The organism is Soehngenia sp. (assembly GCF_055108775.1).
This window is the reverse complement of record NZ_JBSQIL010000010.1, coordinates 18,635-36,377: the sequence shown is the minus strand read 5'-3', so window position 1 is coordinate 36,377 and position 17,743 is coordinate 18,635. Positions and strand designations below refer to the sequence as shown.

18 protein-coding genes are annotated in these 17,743 nt (G+C 32.2%); all 18 read right to left on the bottom strand.

Annotated elements, in window-relative coordinates; translation table 11 throughout:
- A partial coding sequence (locus ACTB1H_RS02745; RefSeq protein ID WP_463261297.1) for an alpha/beta fold hydrolase occupies window positions 1-560 on the bottom strand: 560 nt, incomplete at its 3' end.
- Between the two features lie 15 nt (window positions 561-575).
- Complete coding sequence (locus tag ACTB1H_RS02740; protein WP_463261299.1) at window positions 576-740, bottom strand: acetyl-CoA hydrolase/transferase C-terminal domain-containing protein; 165 nt, start codon at window positions 738-740, stop codon at window positions 576-578.
- A 61-nt stretch (window positions 741-801) separates the two neighbouring features.
- Window positions 802-1,221: a hypothetical protein gene (locus ACTB1H_RS02735; RefSeq protein WP_463261296.1), complete on the bottom strand. Its 420-nt coding sequence runs from the start codon at window positions 1,219-1,221 to the stop codon at window positions 802-804.
- Between the two features lie 10 nt (window positions 1,222-1,231).
- Complete coding sequence (locus ACTB1H_RS02730) at window positions 1,232-2,737, bottom strand: sodium:solute symporter family transporter (RefSeq protein WP_463261295.1); 1,506 nt, start codon at window positions 2,735-2,737, stop codon at window positions 1,232-1,234.
- Between the two features lie 29 nt (window positions 2,738-2,766).
- Window positions 2,767-3,204, bottom strand: a complete 438-nt coding sequence (locus ACTB1H_RS02725; protein ID WP_463261294.1) for a hypothetical protein — start codon at window positions 3,202-3,204, stop codon at window positions 2,767-2,769.
- A 185-nt stretch (window positions 3,205-3,389) separates the two neighbouring features.
- Entirely contained in the window at window positions 3,390-4,604 is a 1,215-nt protein-coding gene (locus ACTB1H_RS02720; RefSeq protein WP_463261293.1) for an esterase/lipase family protein, read from the bottom strand.
- Window positions 4,605-4,623: 19 nt separating this feature from the next.
- Complete coding sequence (locus ACTB1H_RS02715) at window positions 4,624-5,943, bottom strand: acetyl-CoA hydrolase/transferase family protein (RefSeq protein ID WP_463261292.1); 1,320 nt, start codon at window positions 5,941-5,943, stop codon at window positions 4,624-4,626.
- 2 nt (window positions 5,944-5,945) lie between these two features.
- Entirely contained in the window at window positions 5,946-6,983 is a 1,038-nt protein-coding gene (locus tag ACTB1H_RS02710; RefSeq protein ID WP_463261291.1) for a 3-oxoacyl-ACP synthase, read from the bottom strand.
- A gap of 13 nt (window positions 6,984-6,996) precedes the next feature.
- The gene (phaZ, locus tag ACTB1H_RS02705; RefSeq protein ID WP_463261290.1) at window positions 6,997-7,878 is read right to left on the bottom strand and encodes an intracellular short-chain-length polyhydroxyalkanoate depolymerase; all 882 of its coding nucleotides are present in this window, start codon (window positions 7,876-7,878) and stop codon (window positions 6,997-6,999) included.
- A 48-nt stretch (window positions 7,879-7,926) separates the two neighbouring features.
- A complete protein-coding gene (locus tag ACTB1H_RS02700; RefSeq protein WP_463261289.1) occupies window positions 7,927-8,511 on the bottom strand; it encodes a hypothetical protein in 585 nt (194 codons plus the stop codon).
- Window positions 8,512-8,787: 276 nt separating this feature from the next.
- The gene (locus ACTB1H_RS02695) at window positions 8,788-10,248 is read right to left on the bottom strand and encodes a sigma-54 interaction domain-containing protein (protein ID WP_463261288.1); all 1,461 of its coding nucleotides are present in this window, start codon (window positions 10,246-10,248) and stop codon (window positions 8,788-8,790) included.
- Window positions 10,249-10,326: 78 nt separating this feature from the next.
- Window positions 10,327-11,067 carry a 3-oxoacyl-ACP reductase FabG gene (gene fabG, locus ACTB1H_RS02690; RefSeq protein WP_463261287.1) on the bottom strand — a complete coding sequence of 247 codons (741 nt, stop codon included), beginning with the start codon at window positions 11,065-11,067 and terminating at the stop codon, window positions 10,327-10,329.
- Between the two features lie 65 nt (window positions 11,068-11,132).
- Window positions 11,133-11,951: a methyl-accepting chemotaxis protein gene (locus ACTB1H_RS02685; protein WP_463261286.1), complete on the bottom strand. Its 819-nt coding sequence runs from the start codon at window positions 11,949-11,951 to the stop codon at window positions 11,133-11,135.
- Between the two features lie 62 nt (window positions 11,952-12,013).
- Complete coding sequence (locus ACTB1H_RS02680) at window positions 12,014-12,379, bottom strand: zinc ribbon domain-containing protein (RefSeq protein WP_463261285.1); 366 nt, start codon at window positions 12,377-12,379, stop codon at window positions 12,014-12,016.
- Window positions 12,380-12,394: 15 nt separating this feature from the next.
- Window positions 12,395-12,943, bottom strand: a complete 549-nt coding sequence (locus ACTB1H_RS02675) for a TIGR01440 family protein (protein ID WP_463261284.1) — start codon at window positions 12,941-12,943, stop codon at window positions 12,395-12,397.
- A 181-nt stretch (window positions 12,944-13,124) separates the two neighbouring features.
- A complete protein-coding gene (gene pcp, locus ACTB1H_RS02670; RefSeq protein ID WP_463261283.1) occupies window positions 13,125-13,766 on the bottom strand; it encodes a pyroglutamyl-peptidase I in 642 nt (213 codons plus the stop codon).
- Window positions 13,767-13,912: 146 nt separating this feature from the next.
- Window positions 13,913-16,303, bottom strand: coding sequence for a glycoside hydrolase family 3 C-terminal domain-containing protein (locus ACTB1H_RS02665; RefSeq protein WP_463261282.1), 2,391 nt, complete (start codon window positions 16,301-16,303; stop codon window positions 13,913-13,915).
- Window positions 16,304-16,315: 12 nt separating this feature from the next.
- Entirely contained in the window at window positions 16,316-17,656 is a 1,341-nt protein-coding gene (locus ACTB1H_RS02660; RefSeq protein ID WP_463261281.1) for an MFS transporter, read from the bottom strand.
- Window positions 17,657-17,743: the final 87 nt, after the last annotated feature.

The window sequence follows — 17,743 nt, the reverse complement described above, 5'->3', positions numbered from 1 at the left end:
CTTACATATGCTTCATACCACTCATCATCAAATATCGTTACAAACATATCCTCTCTTTTTTTAAGCCACTCAATATTTTCTTCGTAAAATTCTACTGAATATATAAACGGCATTGTAGCCTTAAAAAAAGCTCTTCCGTCATGATTTTTTGCTGTATAATTCCAGCATTTGCCCACATCTTTTAACAAGTGTGTGGTATAACTTGTTGTATTAGCAACTATTAGAGACGATAATTTATTTTGATATTTTAATGCAAATTTTAATGCAACTTCTCCTCCATATGAAACACCAACAAGATGTATCTTATCTAAATGCAATTCTTCTATTACACCTTTTACAATATCTGCTTGAAGGTCTTGAGAATAAGGTTCGTTTGCTTTTTGTGATTTTCCCTGATCTAAAAAATCAATTAACACTAATTTGTTGTTTTTGCTAAATACATCTATGAAACTAGTCCAGCTTGATGTTGACATCATTATGCCATTTAATAATACAATTGGCTCCCCTTCTCCATAAACTTCAAAATATATGTCATATCCATTTATTTTTACACTTGGCATCTTAGGCCTTCCTTTCTACCAAATCATGAATTCATTAGCTTGTCTTTGTAATTCTTCTCTAAAATCAGGATGTGCAATATTTATCAGAGCCTTAACTCTTTCCCTTATCGATGTTCCTCTAAGAGATGCAATCCCATATTCTGTTACTACATAGTCCACATCATTTCTAGACAATGACAGTGTAACTTCTTTTTCTGAGGTTAAAAGGGACCTATTTACTTCTTCAAGGTCCCTTTCAACATTAGTTAACTACAACATTAATAGGTATTGTATTATTTTTAAACGTTTTCTTAAAATTCTCAAGAGAATTTTTTTTGTTAGTATAGTAGATCTTTTTACCATCATCCTTTAATTTAATTTGAATTTTCCCGTTTTTTATAAATGTTTTTTCAGTTAATATAATCTCCTCAGCATCCTTAAAATAAATACTTTCTATTTCTTCATCTTTAAAGTTATTATATATATCTTCTATATTATTCATATTAAAAATTTTTTGCCTTTTGTTATAAGCTACATCTGCTCTAGTAATCCATGCCCTAAAAGTCTCTCCAGAATTTATTATGAGAATCCTCTTATCTGTAAATATAATTTCATAAAAATTTGTAAAAAAATCATTCATCTGAAAATAATCTGTTAAATATCCTAATATTTCTTCATTCATGATTTTCCCCCTATGCATCTAATAAAGCTTCCATTTGTTTATCTAAAGGTTGTTCTTTAGTCATATAAGAAACAACTATATAAACTATTATTGAGACTGCTAAAGACAAGGTTCCATTATATATTCCTTTGCTTCCAATACTATTTACATAAAAAGATAATCCTAAGGTTTTTGCTACTTCTAATCCCACATTTAATACAAGTCCTACAATTATAGCCCACAAAGCTCCTTCTTTAGTCCCTCTCTTCCAATTAAATCCTATGCCTACTGCAGGTGCAAGTGCTGCCGCAAAAGTTCCCCATCCAAAAGCACCAAGTAAAGCTATTCCTTGTGATCCTAAAGTAAGTGCTAAGATTACTGTTATTATAGAAAGAATAATAACTGCTATCCTCCCATAATTTAGCTCTTGCTTAGAATTCAATTTTTTACCGAAAGAAAAAGGCAAATCCCTTACAATAGCTGCCGAAGCAATATTTATAAACGAATCTGCAGTTGACATAATTGCAGATGCTATGCCGGCATATACTACTCCTGCTATTATTTTAGGAACATAGTTGTTTAGAAATACGACTATAGTATTATCCGCAGATTGAGCTAATAGAGCCATTGATTCTGCCGATAGTTGTCCAGATAAAGATAAGTGTTTCACTACTAATCCTACGCCAAACCATAGTAATCCAGCCAACATACCACCAACTGCTGCTAGTGTAGGACCCCATTTCAATTCATTTGTGTCTTTAACCATAAAAAATTTATGAACTATGTGAGGTTGACCAACTATTCCTATGCTTAATAAGAAAAACCAACTCATTGCAGTAATTGGAGATGTTAATCCCCATGGTCCAACAAAATTTGCCCCATTTTCCATACCATTAGCTATTGTGGTAGTCATATTTACTGTGCCCCCACCTGCATTTAATGAAGCAAAAAATATCAATATAGATGCTATTATCATAGTAGTCCCTTGAAAAACATCTGTATATGCTCCCGCAAGCATGCCTCCTGCTACAGAATAAAATAAAACAATCAGCATCCCTACAATTACTGCCCATTCGTGGCTTATATTAAATATTGGGGACAATATGAAAGCAAAACTTGTAATTTGATTAGCTAAATACAAAACCAATCCTACTAACAAAGCTGTTGCTGCAATACCACTTACTAGTTTTGAATTATATCTTTCATAAATCGCATCCGATACAGTCAAACATCCTTTTGCGTCTGTTAAAAGTCTCATTCTTTTACCTAAAATAATCCAAGCCATTAAAAATGATACAGAGGTTGGGAAAGTCATCCAAAGAGACGCTTGCCCTATTCTATAGTATAGGCCAGGTCCGCCAACAAATACCCAGCCAGATATAGCAGCAGAAAAGGACGCCATTGCTAAAGCATAGAGCCCTAATTTTTTCCCTGCTGCGAAAAAATCCGAACTACTTTTGGTCTGTTTCATTGCCCAATATCCAATATATAGGACTACTAACATATATATTCCCATTACAACCCTGATAGTATTCATTTATATACCTCCTTAGCTTTTACTTTTAATTATTTGTCAATGTTTATTAAATCTTCCATTTTCACATCAGCTTTTTTCGAAAATTCTTCCAAATCTTCCATTGTTAAATAATCTTTTTCAAATCTTAAGCTATATGTTACTGTGCCAACTAAAAAAGGTAAAAACCAAGTGAAATACATCATTATTGCCGTTCCTAATGGCAAACCTCCAAAAAATACTCCAAAGTTAGAATGATCAATTCTTTCCATTGCTACAAATCCTACAAGCCAAATAATCAACAAACCTACTAAAGAATATTTTGCTATGCCTCTTACTTTTCCATTTTTTAGTGCTCCTAGCCACATCCATGAAAATATCAATATTGGAAACGCTATTGCAAAAAATAATGAATTTTCAGTAAGTTGAGAAATTAACAGTAAGATGGCAGAAATTAATAATAATAGGACTGCTTTGTCATTATTATTCACTAAAATTCCCTCCTTGATTAATTAAAAATTTAGCCTTCATTGCTAATAAATACAAGACATTTATAACAAAGTAATCACCTCCTTGTTAACTTAATCTTTGAATTTTGAAAACTTTTGTAAATTTTTAGACTCTTTTAAGTTTTCTTTAGTTTTTTATAAATTATTACAGTGATAAATTCTTTCCTTCATCTTGACAATTGATAATAGACCCATTCCATTGCTGATTTACTATATGCTAATTCCAAGTGATTTAGATAATAAGTATCATTGGCTATTATATTTGCTCCTGCTTCTTCCATTGATGATGTGTCAGTTGCACTTTTCACAAATATTAGTCCATCACTTGCTCCTGTTATTTCCCATGGTATGCCATTAATAATATTTTTATTTCCTGATAATATGGCAATCTCAACACCAGATCCTATTGGGGAATTTTTAAGTATTTCAATTAAATTACCTCCCTGGTTTATTGCATAATCTATTCCATAAGAATAGCTTGCAAATCCTAAACCTCCATAGTAAGTTGTATACCAGTCTTGCTGGTAAATATTTAACGGGTATGTTTTATCCCATCTAGCAAGCATTTGCGATTGACCTGGATATGCTCCACCTTCAGAATATATGCTATGATATGTGGTATCGCTCCATAGACCATATAATAACATCTTTGTATATGGTACTGGACCATAGGCTCCCGTAGCCATTATGCTCCAAGCCATATTTGGATTCCTAAATGTAAAGTCTATGCCTCCATTTGGAGCACCTAATTGAATATATCTTCTTACATCTCCCCTATATGATGTCCCCCAACTTTTTTTTACATTTGATAAATACATTCTAGCAGGTACATTCCCTTTACTATGTGCTATTATATCTACTTTATCAGAATTAGTAACAGCTTTAACCTTCTCTATAGCATCAGACAATATTTCGCTTTGATAGTAATTATCACCATGAGGATGTGCAAATGTTATTGCAAAAACTTTATAACCTTTTGTAACTAAATATTGAGCAAGACCCGTTGTCGAGCTATTTTCTAAAGGATCAATAAAAAAATTACCGCTTTTCCCTGCACCATGTACCAATATCACAGGGGTTTCCTTTGTCCCAGTATCCCATCCAGGAGCATAATGCAATAAAAAATATTGAGAGTTAGGAGAAGCATCACCATTAAATGAACTTATTATCTCTTGAATATTATGTTCATTATCTTTAATAAATTTTTCCTGTTTTATGTTTCTGTTAGAATCTTTTAGCAATTCAATTTTTTCCCAATAAATACTATCGTCAAAAATGTTAATAGGGCTATAATCAAAATCTGAAGTAGCATATACATCGGTCAATAAAACATTAACTATTATTATTAATAATAGTGCTAATGAAATCCTTTTTTTCCCCATTCATTCTATCCCTCCTTCTCTACCAAATCATCAACTCGAAAGCTTCTCTTTCTAATTCTTCTCTAAAATCAGGATGAGCAATATTTATCAAAGCTTTTACTCTTTCCCTAATAGATGTTCCCCTAAGTGAAGCTACTCCATATTCAGTAACTACATAGTCTACATCATTTCTAGACAATGACACCGCAGCTCCTTTGGCTAATGCAGGCACGATTTTTGAAATTGTCTTTCTTTCATCAGATCCGTCCACTCTTACATTTGCAGTTGAATAAAGTGCTATGATGGATTTTCCTCCTACTGAGTTTTGAGCACCAATCGCTGTGTCAGCCTGTCCACCAGTACCACTAAACTGCACATGTCCTATTGATTCTGATGCACATTGCCCAGTTAAATCTATCTCTATCGTGGTGTTTATCGAAACCATCTTGTAGTTTTGACCAATTATATATGGGTCATTAACCCATGAGCCTCTCATTACATTTACACCAGGATTATCATCAACAAAGTCATATAGTTTTTTAGTACCTAGTACGAAAGTTGTAACCATCTTCCCTGGCATTAAAGTCTTGTATCTACCAGTGATTACTCCTGCATTGTATAAGTCAACCATCCCATCAGTAAGCATCTCTGTGTGAATTCCGAGGTCTTTTTTATGCATAAGTTCTTTAGCTACGGCATTTGGAATTCCACCAATTCCTAATTGTATGGTTGAACCATCATCAATAAGATCTGCAATATACCTCCCGATGATCGTATCTTTCTCTGAAGGTTCTACTATTTCTAGTTCGGGAACAGGATAATTTGCTTCTATGACATAATCTATGTCATTAATATGGATTACTGAATCTCCAAAAGTCCTTGGCATGTTTGGATTTATCTCAATTATTACTATATCGGACGCATCAATCATTTCCCTCTCATAAGTTGTACTTAATGAAAGTGATACATAGCCGTGTTTGTCCATTGGTGCACCCGTGCCTAAAAATATATTAGGTTTTCTATGAAATATCCTCTTTTTTGCAGCTAAGTGTAAATGATTTGGTATAAAAGAAACATTTCCATTTTTATGGGCTCTTCTGGTTGCAGGTGTAAAAAACCATCCATCCATTTGAAAGCTTTCTTTGTATTTTGGATTCATGAAATATTCATAATCCCCTAAAGGCAAACACGTGGAAACATTTACATTTTTTACTCTATCCGCTATTGTATGAAGATTTGATAAAAACTCTCTAGGCTCAGCAGCCGCCAATGCAGAAACTAAATTATAATCCGATTTTACAAGACTTAAAGCTTCTTCAACTGATAGTAATTTACTCTTATATATCTTCTCAAAATCCATGTCTAGTCCTCCCATTTTCCCCATTTAATTACGTTTGCTGCCCACGCATAACCTATTCCTGCTGCTATCATTGAAATAACAGTGCCTTCCTTTATCTTCCCTTGTTCCAAACCAAGTTGTAGTGATAGTATTTGGTCTATCTGACCAATGTGGCCATAGTGAGAAAGATAATTAGTTTGATCTTCTGTAAGCCCTAGGTGTTCAAGCATAGCTTTATGCTGTGAGTATTTAAAGTGTAGTACTGCAAGATAACCTAATTCTTCTTTACTTATGTTGGATTTTTCAAATGCTCTATCTATGCAATGATACCAATTTTTTAATGACACTTCATTCAATCTATCTTTCATGTGTTTTGCATCGAATAACCTAAGTGATTTATATGCAATATCTACATTTTCTTTTGTTATTGGCTTTTCTATGCCCCCAAACTCAACCCCTGCATCTCTTGCCATTGAACCATCTGTTACTATATGAGTGCCCAATAAGACGTTTCTATTTAAATTTTTCTTTAGTATTATAGCTCCGCCACCAGCAGCTAAGTTGTACATCATAGACATATCTTTATCTGTATAATCAACAAAATCACCGTTTCTGTATCCGCCAACTATCATAACTGTATTTATTTCATCATCAGCAATCATCATGTCTTTAGCTATTTTCATCGCAGAAACTGTAGAACAGCATCTTTGTTGAACATCAATTGCCCAAGCATTATCTGCCCCTATCTTTTCTTGAATGTATATTCCAGATGTTGTCAAAGGATATTCCTTCCATTCTTCCCCAATGCAAAGAATTAAGTCGATTTCTTTTGGATCTAGACCAGTCCTTTCTAAAGCATCTAAAGCTGCTTTAACTCCCATCTCTTGAGTTCCATCTCCATCACCTGGTATAGGTTTTTCAATAATGCCTAGTTTTTCAATTATTGCTTGTTCTGTCCACAAGCCATTTGTGGCCTCTGATATTTCTTTTGCTGTCATTCTGTTTTTAGGAATGTATATTCCTGTTCCTAAAATACCAACATTTGTATTCAAATTTGCCACTTAAAACCCCCCTTTATGCCAAAAATTCTAATGTTACTTTCATAAATCTATCTAAATCATCTTCCATCGGTGCGTGCCCACCGTTAGGCAACAATTCTAATTTCGCATTATCTCCTATTGCAGCGGCCATTTCGATTCCCATTTCCTTTGGTACTACTATATCGTTTTCTCCTTGCATAACTAAAACAGGTTGAGTTATTTTATCGACTTCTCCAGTTCCTTGTTCTGCACCATTGTGTTCGTGAGAAATGTTAAAATGAACTAAAGAATAATCTATGTCAACTAAATTCCTTTGCATTAAAATCTCATCTAGATATCTTTGATATCTTTCTTCATCAGGTTTTTTAAAGGTATATATGGTATTATCCCAAACAAATTTGATGAAGTCTTTATTTTTATCTTCATAAGCCTTTAATATAGGCAGTACTTGAACTGGATCATTTTCAATTTCTTCTTTAGTAGTCAAAAACTGTCCCAAAATTGGTTGGTTGTTTTCATCTTTTTTAAATATTGGATAACCCTTAATTCCAACAGATTCTACCAACACTATCTTTTCTACCATTTCTGGATAGTCAATTGCAAAGTACATTGCAACTCCACCACCAGTTGACCAAGCAACTATAGAGAATTTATCTAGTTTTAATGCATCACAAAATAACTTTATGTCATTAGATAAATCTCTTAATGAATTAAATCTATTGTTGTAACTTGATGCCCCAAACCCTCTCATATCCATAGCATATGCAGTATAATCATCAGGTAGCCTCTCCATTACAGTATCCCAATGCATTGATGATGACATATTCCCATGGATCAGTAGTAAAACCTTTTCCCCATTTCCATGCTTTCTATAAGCTAAGGTTTCTCCATTAGGTAATTCAATCTTTTTTAACATGATATCCCTCCTAAATTTTAATCATGCAATTAATGTGCCAACTTAATATTAAATTATATTTTTTACTTGTTCTTTGAGCTTTAATATCCTTTTAGAAATTATCTCAGTTGTGTTTGCAATATATCTAGTAGAATCCACTTGATGACTTGAAATTGTTTTGAAATCATTCGATATTTTCCTTATCTCTTCAATGTCAAACTTCAATCCTATATTTAGATCATCAATATCCATCTGATTTTTATAAGTGTCTAGTTTTTCATATACATTTAATAATCTCAAATGAGAATCCAGTAATTCTAATTTCTTATTATAGTACTCTATTATCGTTAAATATCTTTGATTTAGTTTTTCTAAATCATTGGCATTATTAAGCACTTGACTAGATAAATCCCTAAAATTTTCAAACGAATCAAATATATTATCTACAAGAGCATTTAACATCTCATTGTGTTTGTAGTTTTGAGAAAAGGATATCGCCCCTATAATTTCACCATTTTCATCTCTAATTGGAATTGCAACTGCATAGTAAGTTAGTCTTCCATTATCAAAATCTACTTTTCTTTCAATTTTTTCTCCAATTTGAATACATTCATATGCACAAGTATTTTGAATGTGTCTATCTCCTATATTCAATTTATGATCAAGATCAATAGCAGGAATATACAGAAGGCATTTTTCTAAATCACAGATTGATACTGCTACCTTTTTATTTGTTAATTCGCTATATATTGGTGCAGTCTGTATTAAACAATCAATTATACTCGTAATATCACCTCCTGTTTGTATATTTATTATGCAACTTCCATGCCAATAAATTTTTATTTAATTATGCCATTCTTGTAAGGAAATCAATAAAAATTAAGGCAAAAAATATGTACTATATTTGGACATGTCCAAATATAGTACAATTTACTCTAGCCCATATTTTTCTATCTTTGTATATAAGCTAGTTCTACTTATATTTAACATCTTTGCTGTCTTTAATTTGTTTCCATCAGTATATTCAAGGCAGCTTTTTATTGCTTCTCTTTCTGTTTGTTCTAGTAGGCTCTGAAGTGAATCTATAGAGTTTGGATCTATTTTTCGTTTATTCTGTGTTATATAAAGCGGTAAATGTATTGGTAAGATCGTATCAGTCTCTGTCAAATTAATAGCTCTTTCTAGGACATTTTCTAGTTCTCTTACATTCCCTGGCCAATTATATGATTTCAGTAATTCTAAAGCTTTATGAGAAATTTTGGGGACATAGATCCCTAGCTGACTTGAAAGCTTTTCCATTAATTTCTTAGTTAACTCTTCTATATCTTCAACTCTTTCTCTTAACGGAGGAATCTCGATAGTCATAACATTTAATCTATAATATAAGTCTTCTCTAAATTTCCCTTCAGAAATAAGCTTTTTTAAATCTTTGTTTGTTGCAGCAATAACTCTTAAATCTGTTTTTATGGTCTTATTTCCTCCAACTTTTTCAAATTCTCTCTCTTGAAGAACCCTCAACAGTTTTGCTTGCATTTTCAAAGGCATATCCCCTATTTCATCTAAGAAAATGCTTCCTCCATTCGCAAGTTCAAATTTACCAATTTTCCCACCTTTTTTAGCTCCTGTAAATGCTCCTTCTTCATATCCAAAAAGCTCAGATTCTAAGAGCTCACTTGGAATCGCAGCACAATTTACCTTTACAAATGGCATGTGATTTCTTGTGCTATCATTGTGTATAGCATGAGCAAATAACTCTTTTCCTGTTCCACTTTCACCTAATATCAGAACATTAGAAATCGAATGAGCAGCCCTTTTTGCAATAAACTTTGTTTGGCTCATCTTTTCACTATTTCCTATTATGGTATCCCAAGAGTATTTAGCTCCATACATTTCCTTTAACTGACTTTTATACAGATGCACTTCATTTTCTAGCAATTTATTCTTTTCAATTATGTCTCTAAATTGTTCTAAATCTTCAAATAGAACCATTCCTACCGCGTATTTTACTTCTTCATGTTCATCCAACACTACTATCCTATGAACAATTGCAGTCTTTCCATTTTCAAATTTATGTTTCCATGCGATTTCAGATTTTTTACTCTTTAACACAAACGGGAATCTAGTGTTTTTATCAATATCAGCTACCGGTTTTCCTATTATATACTCTTTTGGGTAGCCCAAAAAATCAGCAAATACTTGGTTAATCATACGAACTCTAGAGTCTTTGTCAATTAGAATCAAAGGTACAGGTAATGGATCAAATATCTTATGAAGCATATCTACAAGGTATTCTGTCAATACAGTATCATGGCCAATCTCTATTTGATTGTTCATCTTTTGAACATTATTAGTGCTATTTGTGCTAATTTCTCCCCTATTTAAAGAAGCCATTGCCATTCCTCCAAATATTAATATATATTCATATTAGCACATTAGCATAAAAAAATAAAGCTGATGAGAATCATCAGCTTAAAGTACTACTCCTCCTGTAACCTCTAGACAAGCTCCTGTTATAAATGAAGCTTCATCAGATGCTAAAAAAGCATACGCATTTGCTATCTCTTCAGGTTCTCCAAGTCTACCTAATGGTGCTTTCCCTTTCATCATTTCAACTACATTTTCAGGCATTTTTGCAACCATTGGAGTAGCGATAAATCCAGGAGCAACAGCATTAGCTCTAACTCCCTTTTTACCTAATTCTTTTGCCCAAGTCTTAGTCATTCCAATTACTCCCCATTTTGTTGCAGCATAGTTAGTTTGTCCAAAGTTTCCGTATAATCCTACTACACTAGAAGCACTCAAAATGACTCCACTTCCTTGATTTACCATTACTTTTGCAGCAGCTTGTCCACATAAAAATACACCTTTTAAATTTACATCAATAACCCTATCCCATTGTTCTTCTGTCATCTTTAATAGAGTTGAATCCATTGTGATTCCAGCATTGTTAACAATACAATCAAGTCTGCCAAATTTTTGAACAGTTTTTTCTACCATGTTGTTAACGCTTGCAGAATCAGTAACATCAACTACTATACTCATGACTTCTCCGCCAAGCTCTCTTAAGTATTTTTCAGTAGTTGCTAAATCATTTTCATTAATATCTGCAATAACTACTTTTGCCCCTTCTTGAACAAATTTCTTTGCTGTAGCTTCGCCGATACCTCTTGCTCCGCCTGTTATTATTGCCACTTTGTCTTTTAATCTCATGATTACCCTCCTTATATAATAACTTCATACAGTAATTATATAAGCAAGATTCATGCCAATAAAAATTATTCTATCATAGAAATAATTTCATTAAGTTTTTCAGATCTGTTTTTTAGCTCAGATACGAGATTATTTATATCTTCTGTTATATTCCCTTGCTCTAGGGAAATGCTAGTTATTTCGTCAAATAAATCATTTAATCCATTTACAGCATTGCTCAATTCTTTTGTAGTAAGATTAACTTCCTTTACATATCTATCAATGACATCAGAAAAATTCCTTATTTCTTTTGCAATTACTCCAAACCCTCCACCTTCATTACCAAAGCGAGATGCTTCAATAGCAGCGTTGATGCCTAAAATATTTGTTTTTTCTGATATGGATTTTATAAAATCCAATATTTTCATAGTCTCTTCAACTTTTTCATTCGACTCATGAATTACATTTGATAAATCGCTATCCAGTTTTTTTAGTTCAAATGAGTTTGAATTTATTCTTTCTGTGATCTTATTTAATTTCTCGATACTCAAATACAGCTCTTTTGATAAATTTATCATTTCATCTTGGGTTTTTGTATTTTCTGTAAAAGTAACAGATCCTATAATCTCGTTGTTATCATCAAAAATAGGAATTGCAATAGCAATATATGGAAACCCAAATACTGATGAATCAACCCTTCTAATTATCTTTTTCTTTTGTTTGATGCAATCATATGATGCTGAGTTTTCAACATGTCTAGAGCCTACCGTAAGTTTGTGGTCATGAGTTTTACCAGGTACATACATTAAACATTTTTCAAGATCACAAACTGACACAGAAAAATCTGTGTTAGTTAATTCGTTAATATAAGGTGCTACTTCTACAAAAGCTTCTAATAAGTTCATTTTTTCCCTCCAGAATATTATGCAAAATTTAAGTGCAATAAATAAGTACTGCACAAACTAAATCATAATTTTTCACCACATCTTGGACAATATATAAAATCTTCTTCTGCTAAATAGCCACAATTTGAACATATTTTCTCTCTAGTGCTATTACAATGTAAATTTATTTTGTCTAAGTCTATATGAGATATTTCGTTTCTTTCGATTTTTCTTCCTAATTCATCTTCAATTTCTGCTAATGCATTGCAACAGCTCATTCTTAGATAGTATTTTTTATTCCACTTAAATATTGGAATGAAAAACAAGAAAAAGTAGCTGTAAGTTAAAAAAACTTCAATGTGTCCATATTTATTACAACACTTGCATACAACTAATTCATCATAATCCAATTTCTTTTCTTTTTGACTGATTCCTAGAATAAAAAACATGTTATCACCATAAAATTATAGTTTTTTGTGTATAGCTCTTTCTCCTCCAATAAGTTTAGGTCTAGTCCTAATCATACTCAAATGGGCTTTACCTATTTCTTTGATCTCACTTCTTACTACTACGCCCACTGGTTTTAAATGCATTCCAATGAATACATCTCCAATATCTATTCCTGCACTAACCTTTACATTTTCAACAACTACAGGTTTTTCAAATATTTCCATTGCTGCTGTAGCAAATCCACCACCTGCATGTAAAATTGGAATTACATTTACAATCTCTAAATTCATCATTTTTGCATATTCTTCTTCCACAACTAAAGCTCTATTAATGTGTTCACATCCTTGTACTACTGGATATAGATTTTCTTTTTTAACTTCTTCTACAAAAGCGCTTATTACAGCACGTGCTATTTCTATATTTGAGCTAGAGCCTAATTTTTCTCCAATAATTTCACTAGTTGAGCCACCTATCACAACTGCTTCTTTTTCATTCAATTTAGCAGCATCTAAAAGTTGCCTAGTTACTGTTCTTACATCTTCTTTAATTTTAATTAAATCCATTAAAATCCCTCCCTAAAAGACAAATTTCATCTTCATTTATCTTAACAATCAAATAAAATTTAAATCTAAATTCTCTTCTTTTAAAACAATCATATCACATTTACACAAAAAGCGTAAAAAAGTTATCTTCATAAGATATCGGCACTTTTTCTTTATACTTAATGGAAATATCATTTTAAAATCAACAAGTTTTCCCACAACTTAACTTTATGTCTTCTTTAATTTCTACAGATGTTCTTATAGCTATTGTAAGCGCAGCTATAATATCATTTATATTCATACTTGGAGTTGACTTTTTATCTATCACTTGCTCAGGAAGATAAGGCACATGAATAAATCCTCCCCTAACATTTTTATACTTTTTGTCAATCAGATAAAGCAGCCCATACATGATGTGATTGCAGACATATGTTCCAGCAGTGTTTGAAATGCTAGCTGGTATTTTTTCTGACCTTATATTTGAAACAATTGATTTTATTGGTAGCGAAGAAAAATAAGCATTTTCGCCATTTACAAATATTTTTTCATCAATTGGCATATTCCCTTCATTGTCTTTAATTGAAGCATCGCTTATATTTATGGCAACTCTTTCAATTGTAATATCAAATCTTCCACCAGCTTGTCCCACACAGATTACAATATCGGGTTTTTCTTCTTCTATTTTTCTGTCTAATATTTCAATAGATTTTTTAAAAACTGTCGGAATCTCAACTTTTACGACCTCTGCCCCTGCAATATTATCCTCTAATCTCTTTACTGCTTCAAAAGCAGGATTTACTTTTTCTCCACCAAATGCATCAAACCCAGTAACTAAAACTTTCATATTTGCCTCCTATTAATAAATCCTTAAGTTTATCTTTTGTTTACTATTGATAATAACTGAAATATTGTATAAATAAACAATATTTTATTATCATTATATATTATAATTAGAAAAAGAAAAATCCTCGAAAAAATCGAGGATAGTGGTTAACCTTTAATAAGTTTCGCTATTCCAGAAAAGTATTTTTTATTCATTAAATCTACAAGCCCATCTATTCTATTGATGGATATTGCACCTCCACTGAAACTTGCTAATGTTCTTAGAGGCATTTGATAGATCATCGCATCGATCATGTTACTCATCGCATTGTCATCTCCAGAGGCTAAGGTTGATATTTGCTTTTCTACAGCACTTAATAATCTTTTGCCAATAAAATTGTCCTTTATCTCTCCTAGAGTTGAATTCCTTGTGTATGGTTTCGATTCAACTGGTTTTGGAATAGGTCTTCCTAGTAAATTTTCAAAATCCTTTTCAGTGAATATATAATTTGATGTAATATTTTTATATTTATCTAATTTGTCATCGTATATAATATCATCAGTATCAATAACCAACTCTAAACTTAACCTAATATCTCTAGATGATGCTCCAACATGAATGATATATTTTCCCGATTCTACTTTAAACTTCCCATTTTGAAAAACAAATAAATCTGATGCTTTAAAACTGAGCATAACTTGCTTTGTCTCTCCTGACTTTAACTCTACTTTTGAGAAAGCTTTTAATTCTTTTTTAGGTCTATATACTTTTGAATCAACTTTTTCTACATATAACTGGCAAATTTCCTTACCATCTCTATCTCCAGTATTTTTAAGGTTAAAATACACTTCTATCAAATCATCCTTAGTGTACTTTAATTTATCAGTCTTTATATCACTATATTCGAAATTCGTATAAGATAATCCATGTCCAAACGGGAATAAAACTTCCGTGTTAAAACTATCATGCGCTCTGTATCCAATATAAAGTCCTTCTCTGTACTGTACTTGTCTTGGCTCTCCAGGAAAGAAATGTGTTGATGGCACAGTTTCTAATGATAGAGGAAATGTTTCTGCTAATTTCCCAGAAGGGTTTACATCACCAAATATAATTTCTGTTATTGCCTCACCAGAAGCTTGCCCTGCCAAATAAAGTTCGACAATTCCATCTACATTATTTTCCCAAGGCATAGTAACAGGAGCTCCGTTAGATAAAACTACTATAATATTTTTTTGTATTTTTGATATTTCTGTTATCAAGGCATTGTGGCTTTGTGGCATGTCTATGTGTTTTCTATCAAAACCTTCACTTTCATAAGAGTCAGGAAGTCCTACCATCAGTACAGCTATATCAGCTTTAGATGCAATTTCGCATGCCTCTTTTAAAAGAGATTCCACGATTTCATCTTTTTTTAAATCATACCCTGAAGCAAATAATAAATTATCCCCTAACTTCTTCTTAAATTCATCATAAGCATTTGATAGTTTTGTAGGATTAATTTGACTGCTACCACTTCCTTGAAATCTAGGTTTTTTTGCAAATTCACCGATTAAAGCTACTTTTTTATTGGTCGTTAGTGGTAAAATAGAATTTTCATTCTTTAATAATACAACACTTTCTGTCGCAACCTTTTTTGCAAATTTATGATGGGCTTCTTTATCATAAGAATTATGTTCTTTTTCTAAATTATTTTGTGCCTTTATAATCAAATTTAGAACATTTAAAACTGCTTTATCGAGTTCTTCCACAGTCAATTCTCCTGATTTTAAAGCTCTTTTAACTTCCTGATTGAAAAGCCCATTATTGCCTGGCATTTCTAAATCAAGCCCAGCTTTTATCGATGCAACTTTATTATCAACTGCAGTCCAGTCACTAACAACAGCTCCATCAAATCCCCATTCATTTCTTAAGATATCGGTTAAAAGTTCTTTGCTTTCGCCCGTTCTTACTCCATTTACATAGTTATACGAACTCATTACTGTCCATGGTTTAGACTCTTTGACAGCTATCTCAAATCCCTTTAAATACAATTCATGGAGTGTTCTTTCATCTATTATAGAATCAGATACCATTCTGTAGTATTCTTGATTGTTTGCAGCAAAATGTTTTAATGAAGCTCCTATCTGTTTTGATTGCAATCCATTTATCCAAGATTTAGCCATTTTCCCAGATAATAAAGGATCTTCGGAATAATATTCGAAATTTCTACCACACAAAGGATTCCTTTTTAAATTGATCCCAGGACCTAACAGTACTGAAACTCTTTCTGTCAAACACTCATTAGCTAAATGTTCTCCAACTTCATATATCAGTTCTTCATCCCAAGAACTAGCCATACAACTAGCCGTTGGAAAACATGTTGCTTTTACACTATTATTTAATCCCAAATTATCTGCACTATCTTCTTGTTTTCTAAGTCCATTTGGGCCATCAGTTAGCATTATGCTCTTTAAATTTCCTTTAGGAACATCATGTAATTGCCAAAAGTTCTTTCCGGATAAAATATTAATTTTCTCATCAAGATCTAATCTTTCTATTATTTTTTCTGCCTGTTCCATTTAAAAACCTCCTTACTCCGTTTCAAGTACATTCTTCTCTTTCATTTCATCAATCATCTTTTGAACATCATCTTCACTTAAATCATAGTATTTGCCAAAAATGATAAAAGCTATCACTAAGCCAATTATCGGAACTAGAGTTAATGTTATCCAAATCCCATTTAAAGCTTCAGCTGTCTGAACTGGCGCAGTTCCTCTGTATCCAAAGTATGATATTATAGTTAAAGCCAATGCACTTGAAATTGCACTACCCAGCTTCGTTGAAAATGTTTGAACACTAAATATCATCCCTGCGTTTCTCTGCCCTGTAGTATATGCCCCATACTCTACACAATCAGCACTGAACATTCCATTCATCATCATCGGTGCGATCAGGCCTATCATCTTTAAGAAGTTCAATATCAAAAATAAAACAACGTTTTCATATCCAACAAAATATTGAGCAATACTGAATATAATTGATGAACCTATTCCAAATAGAAAAATATTTCTTTTTCCAAATTTTCTTATCAACATAGGAGTCAATGCAGGAAGAAGTATTATAGGCAAAGCCATAGTAGCCATCATAATTGTATTAAATCCTATATCTCCCATATTCCATTTGGCAAAATATGGAGCAATAGTCATTGAAGTAAATGTTGCATTTATAGCAATATATGCTAGATAAAAAATCATCAAATATTTATTAGATGCAACAGCTTTAATCATGCTCTTTAAAGTTACATTGTCTTCTTTTTTGTACTTTACTCTTTCTTTTACTAAAAATCTCAATGGAAACATCAATATAAATGAGACTATCATAAGATAAATAATAGTAGATTGATATCCTAGGTTAGCAATTAATTGAGGTGCAATAATTCCTATTATAAGAGAGGCAACTCCTGCAGCAACCCTCCCAATTGATATGATGCTCACCCTCTCATCTGGATTGTCTGTCATTACTGTTGCTAAAGCAAAAATCGGAACATCACTAATAGTATAAATCATTCCAAATACTATATATGAAATACTTGCATAAGCTAAGTTGAATCCGTAAGAACCATTGAAATTCCAAAATACTAAAATTGTTATTATTGGCATTAAAATAGTTACAGCATCAACCCATGGTTTATATTTGCCTTTTTTAAGATTTGCCTTGTCTACTAAGCTGCCCAGCATGGGATCGTTTACAGCATCCCAAATTCTTGCGACTAAAAATAAAGTAGCAACCGCTCCTTCTACAATACCTACTTCATCAGTCAGAAATATCGCTAAATATGAGATTACCATGAAGTATATAATATTTTGTCCAACAAACCAAGCTCCATACGAAAAACGTTCAGCTTTACTTGTTAAATAATTTTTATTTGACATATTAAACTTCCCCTCTATATTTATTTTAATATATTATACTATTGAGCAAATAATTATGTATTCCATTTTAGTACTTGATAAGTACCA

What these genes read in the sequence shown, in the direction of transcription:
- ACTB1H_RS02685 (WP_463261286.1), bottom strand. Translation starts at nt 11,951, where the DNA reads ATGAACTTATTAGAAGCTTTTGTAGAAGTAGCACCTTATATTAACGAA.
- ACTB1H_RS02675 (WP_463261284.1), bottom strand. Translation starts at nt 12,943, where the DNA reads ATGGATTTAATTAAAATTAAAGAAGATGTAAGAACAGTAACTAGGCAA.
- ACTB1H_RS02665 (WP_463261282.1), bottom strand. Translation starts at nt 16,303, where the DNA reads ATGGAACAGGCAGAAAAAATAATAGAAAGATTAGATCTTGATGAGAAA.
- pcp (WP_463261283.1), bottom strand. Translation starts at nt 13,766, where the DNA reads ATGAAAGTTTTAGTTACTGGGTTTGATGCATTTGGTGGAGAAAAAGTA.
- ACTB1H_RS02660 (WP_463261281.1), bottom strand. Translation starts at nt 17,656, where the DNA reads ATGTCAAATAAAAATTATTTAACAAGTAAAGCTGAACGTTTTTCGTAT.
- fabG (WP_463261287.1), bottom strand. Translation starts at nt 11,067, where the DNA reads ATGAGATTAAAAGACAAAGTGGCAATAATAACAGGCGGAGCAAGAGGT.
- ACTB1H_RS02715 (WP_463261292.1), bottom strand. Translation starts at nt 5,943, where the DNA reads ATGGATTTTGAGAAGATATATAAGAGTAAATTACTATCAGTTGAAGAA.
- ACTB1H_RS02735 (WP_463261296.1), bottom strand. Translation starts at nt 1,221, where the DNA reads ATGAATGAAGAAATATTAGGATATTTAACAGATTATTTTCAGATGAAT.
- ACTB1H_RS02730 (WP_463261295.1), bottom strand. Translation starts at nt 2,737, where the DNA reads ATGAATACTATCAGGGTTGTAATGGGAATATATATGTTAGTAGTCCTA.
- ACTB1H_RS02720 (WP_463261293.1), bottom strand. Translation starts at nt 4,604, where the DNA reads ATGGGGAAAAAAAGGATTTCATTAGCACTATTATTAATAATAATAGTT.
- ACTB1H_RS02680 (WP_463261285.1), bottom strand. Translation starts at nt 12,379, where the DNA reads ATGTTTTTTATTCTAGGAATCAGTCAAAAAGAAAAGAAATTGGATTAT.
- phaZ (WP_463261290.1), bottom strand. Translation starts at nt 7,878, where the DNA reads ATGTTAAAAAAGATTGAATTACCTAATGGAGAAACCTTAGCTTATAGA.
- ACTB1H_RS02695 (WP_463261288.1), bottom strand. Translation starts at nt 10,248, where the DNA reads ATGGCTTCTTTAAATAGGGGAGAAATTAGCACAAATAGCACTAATAAT.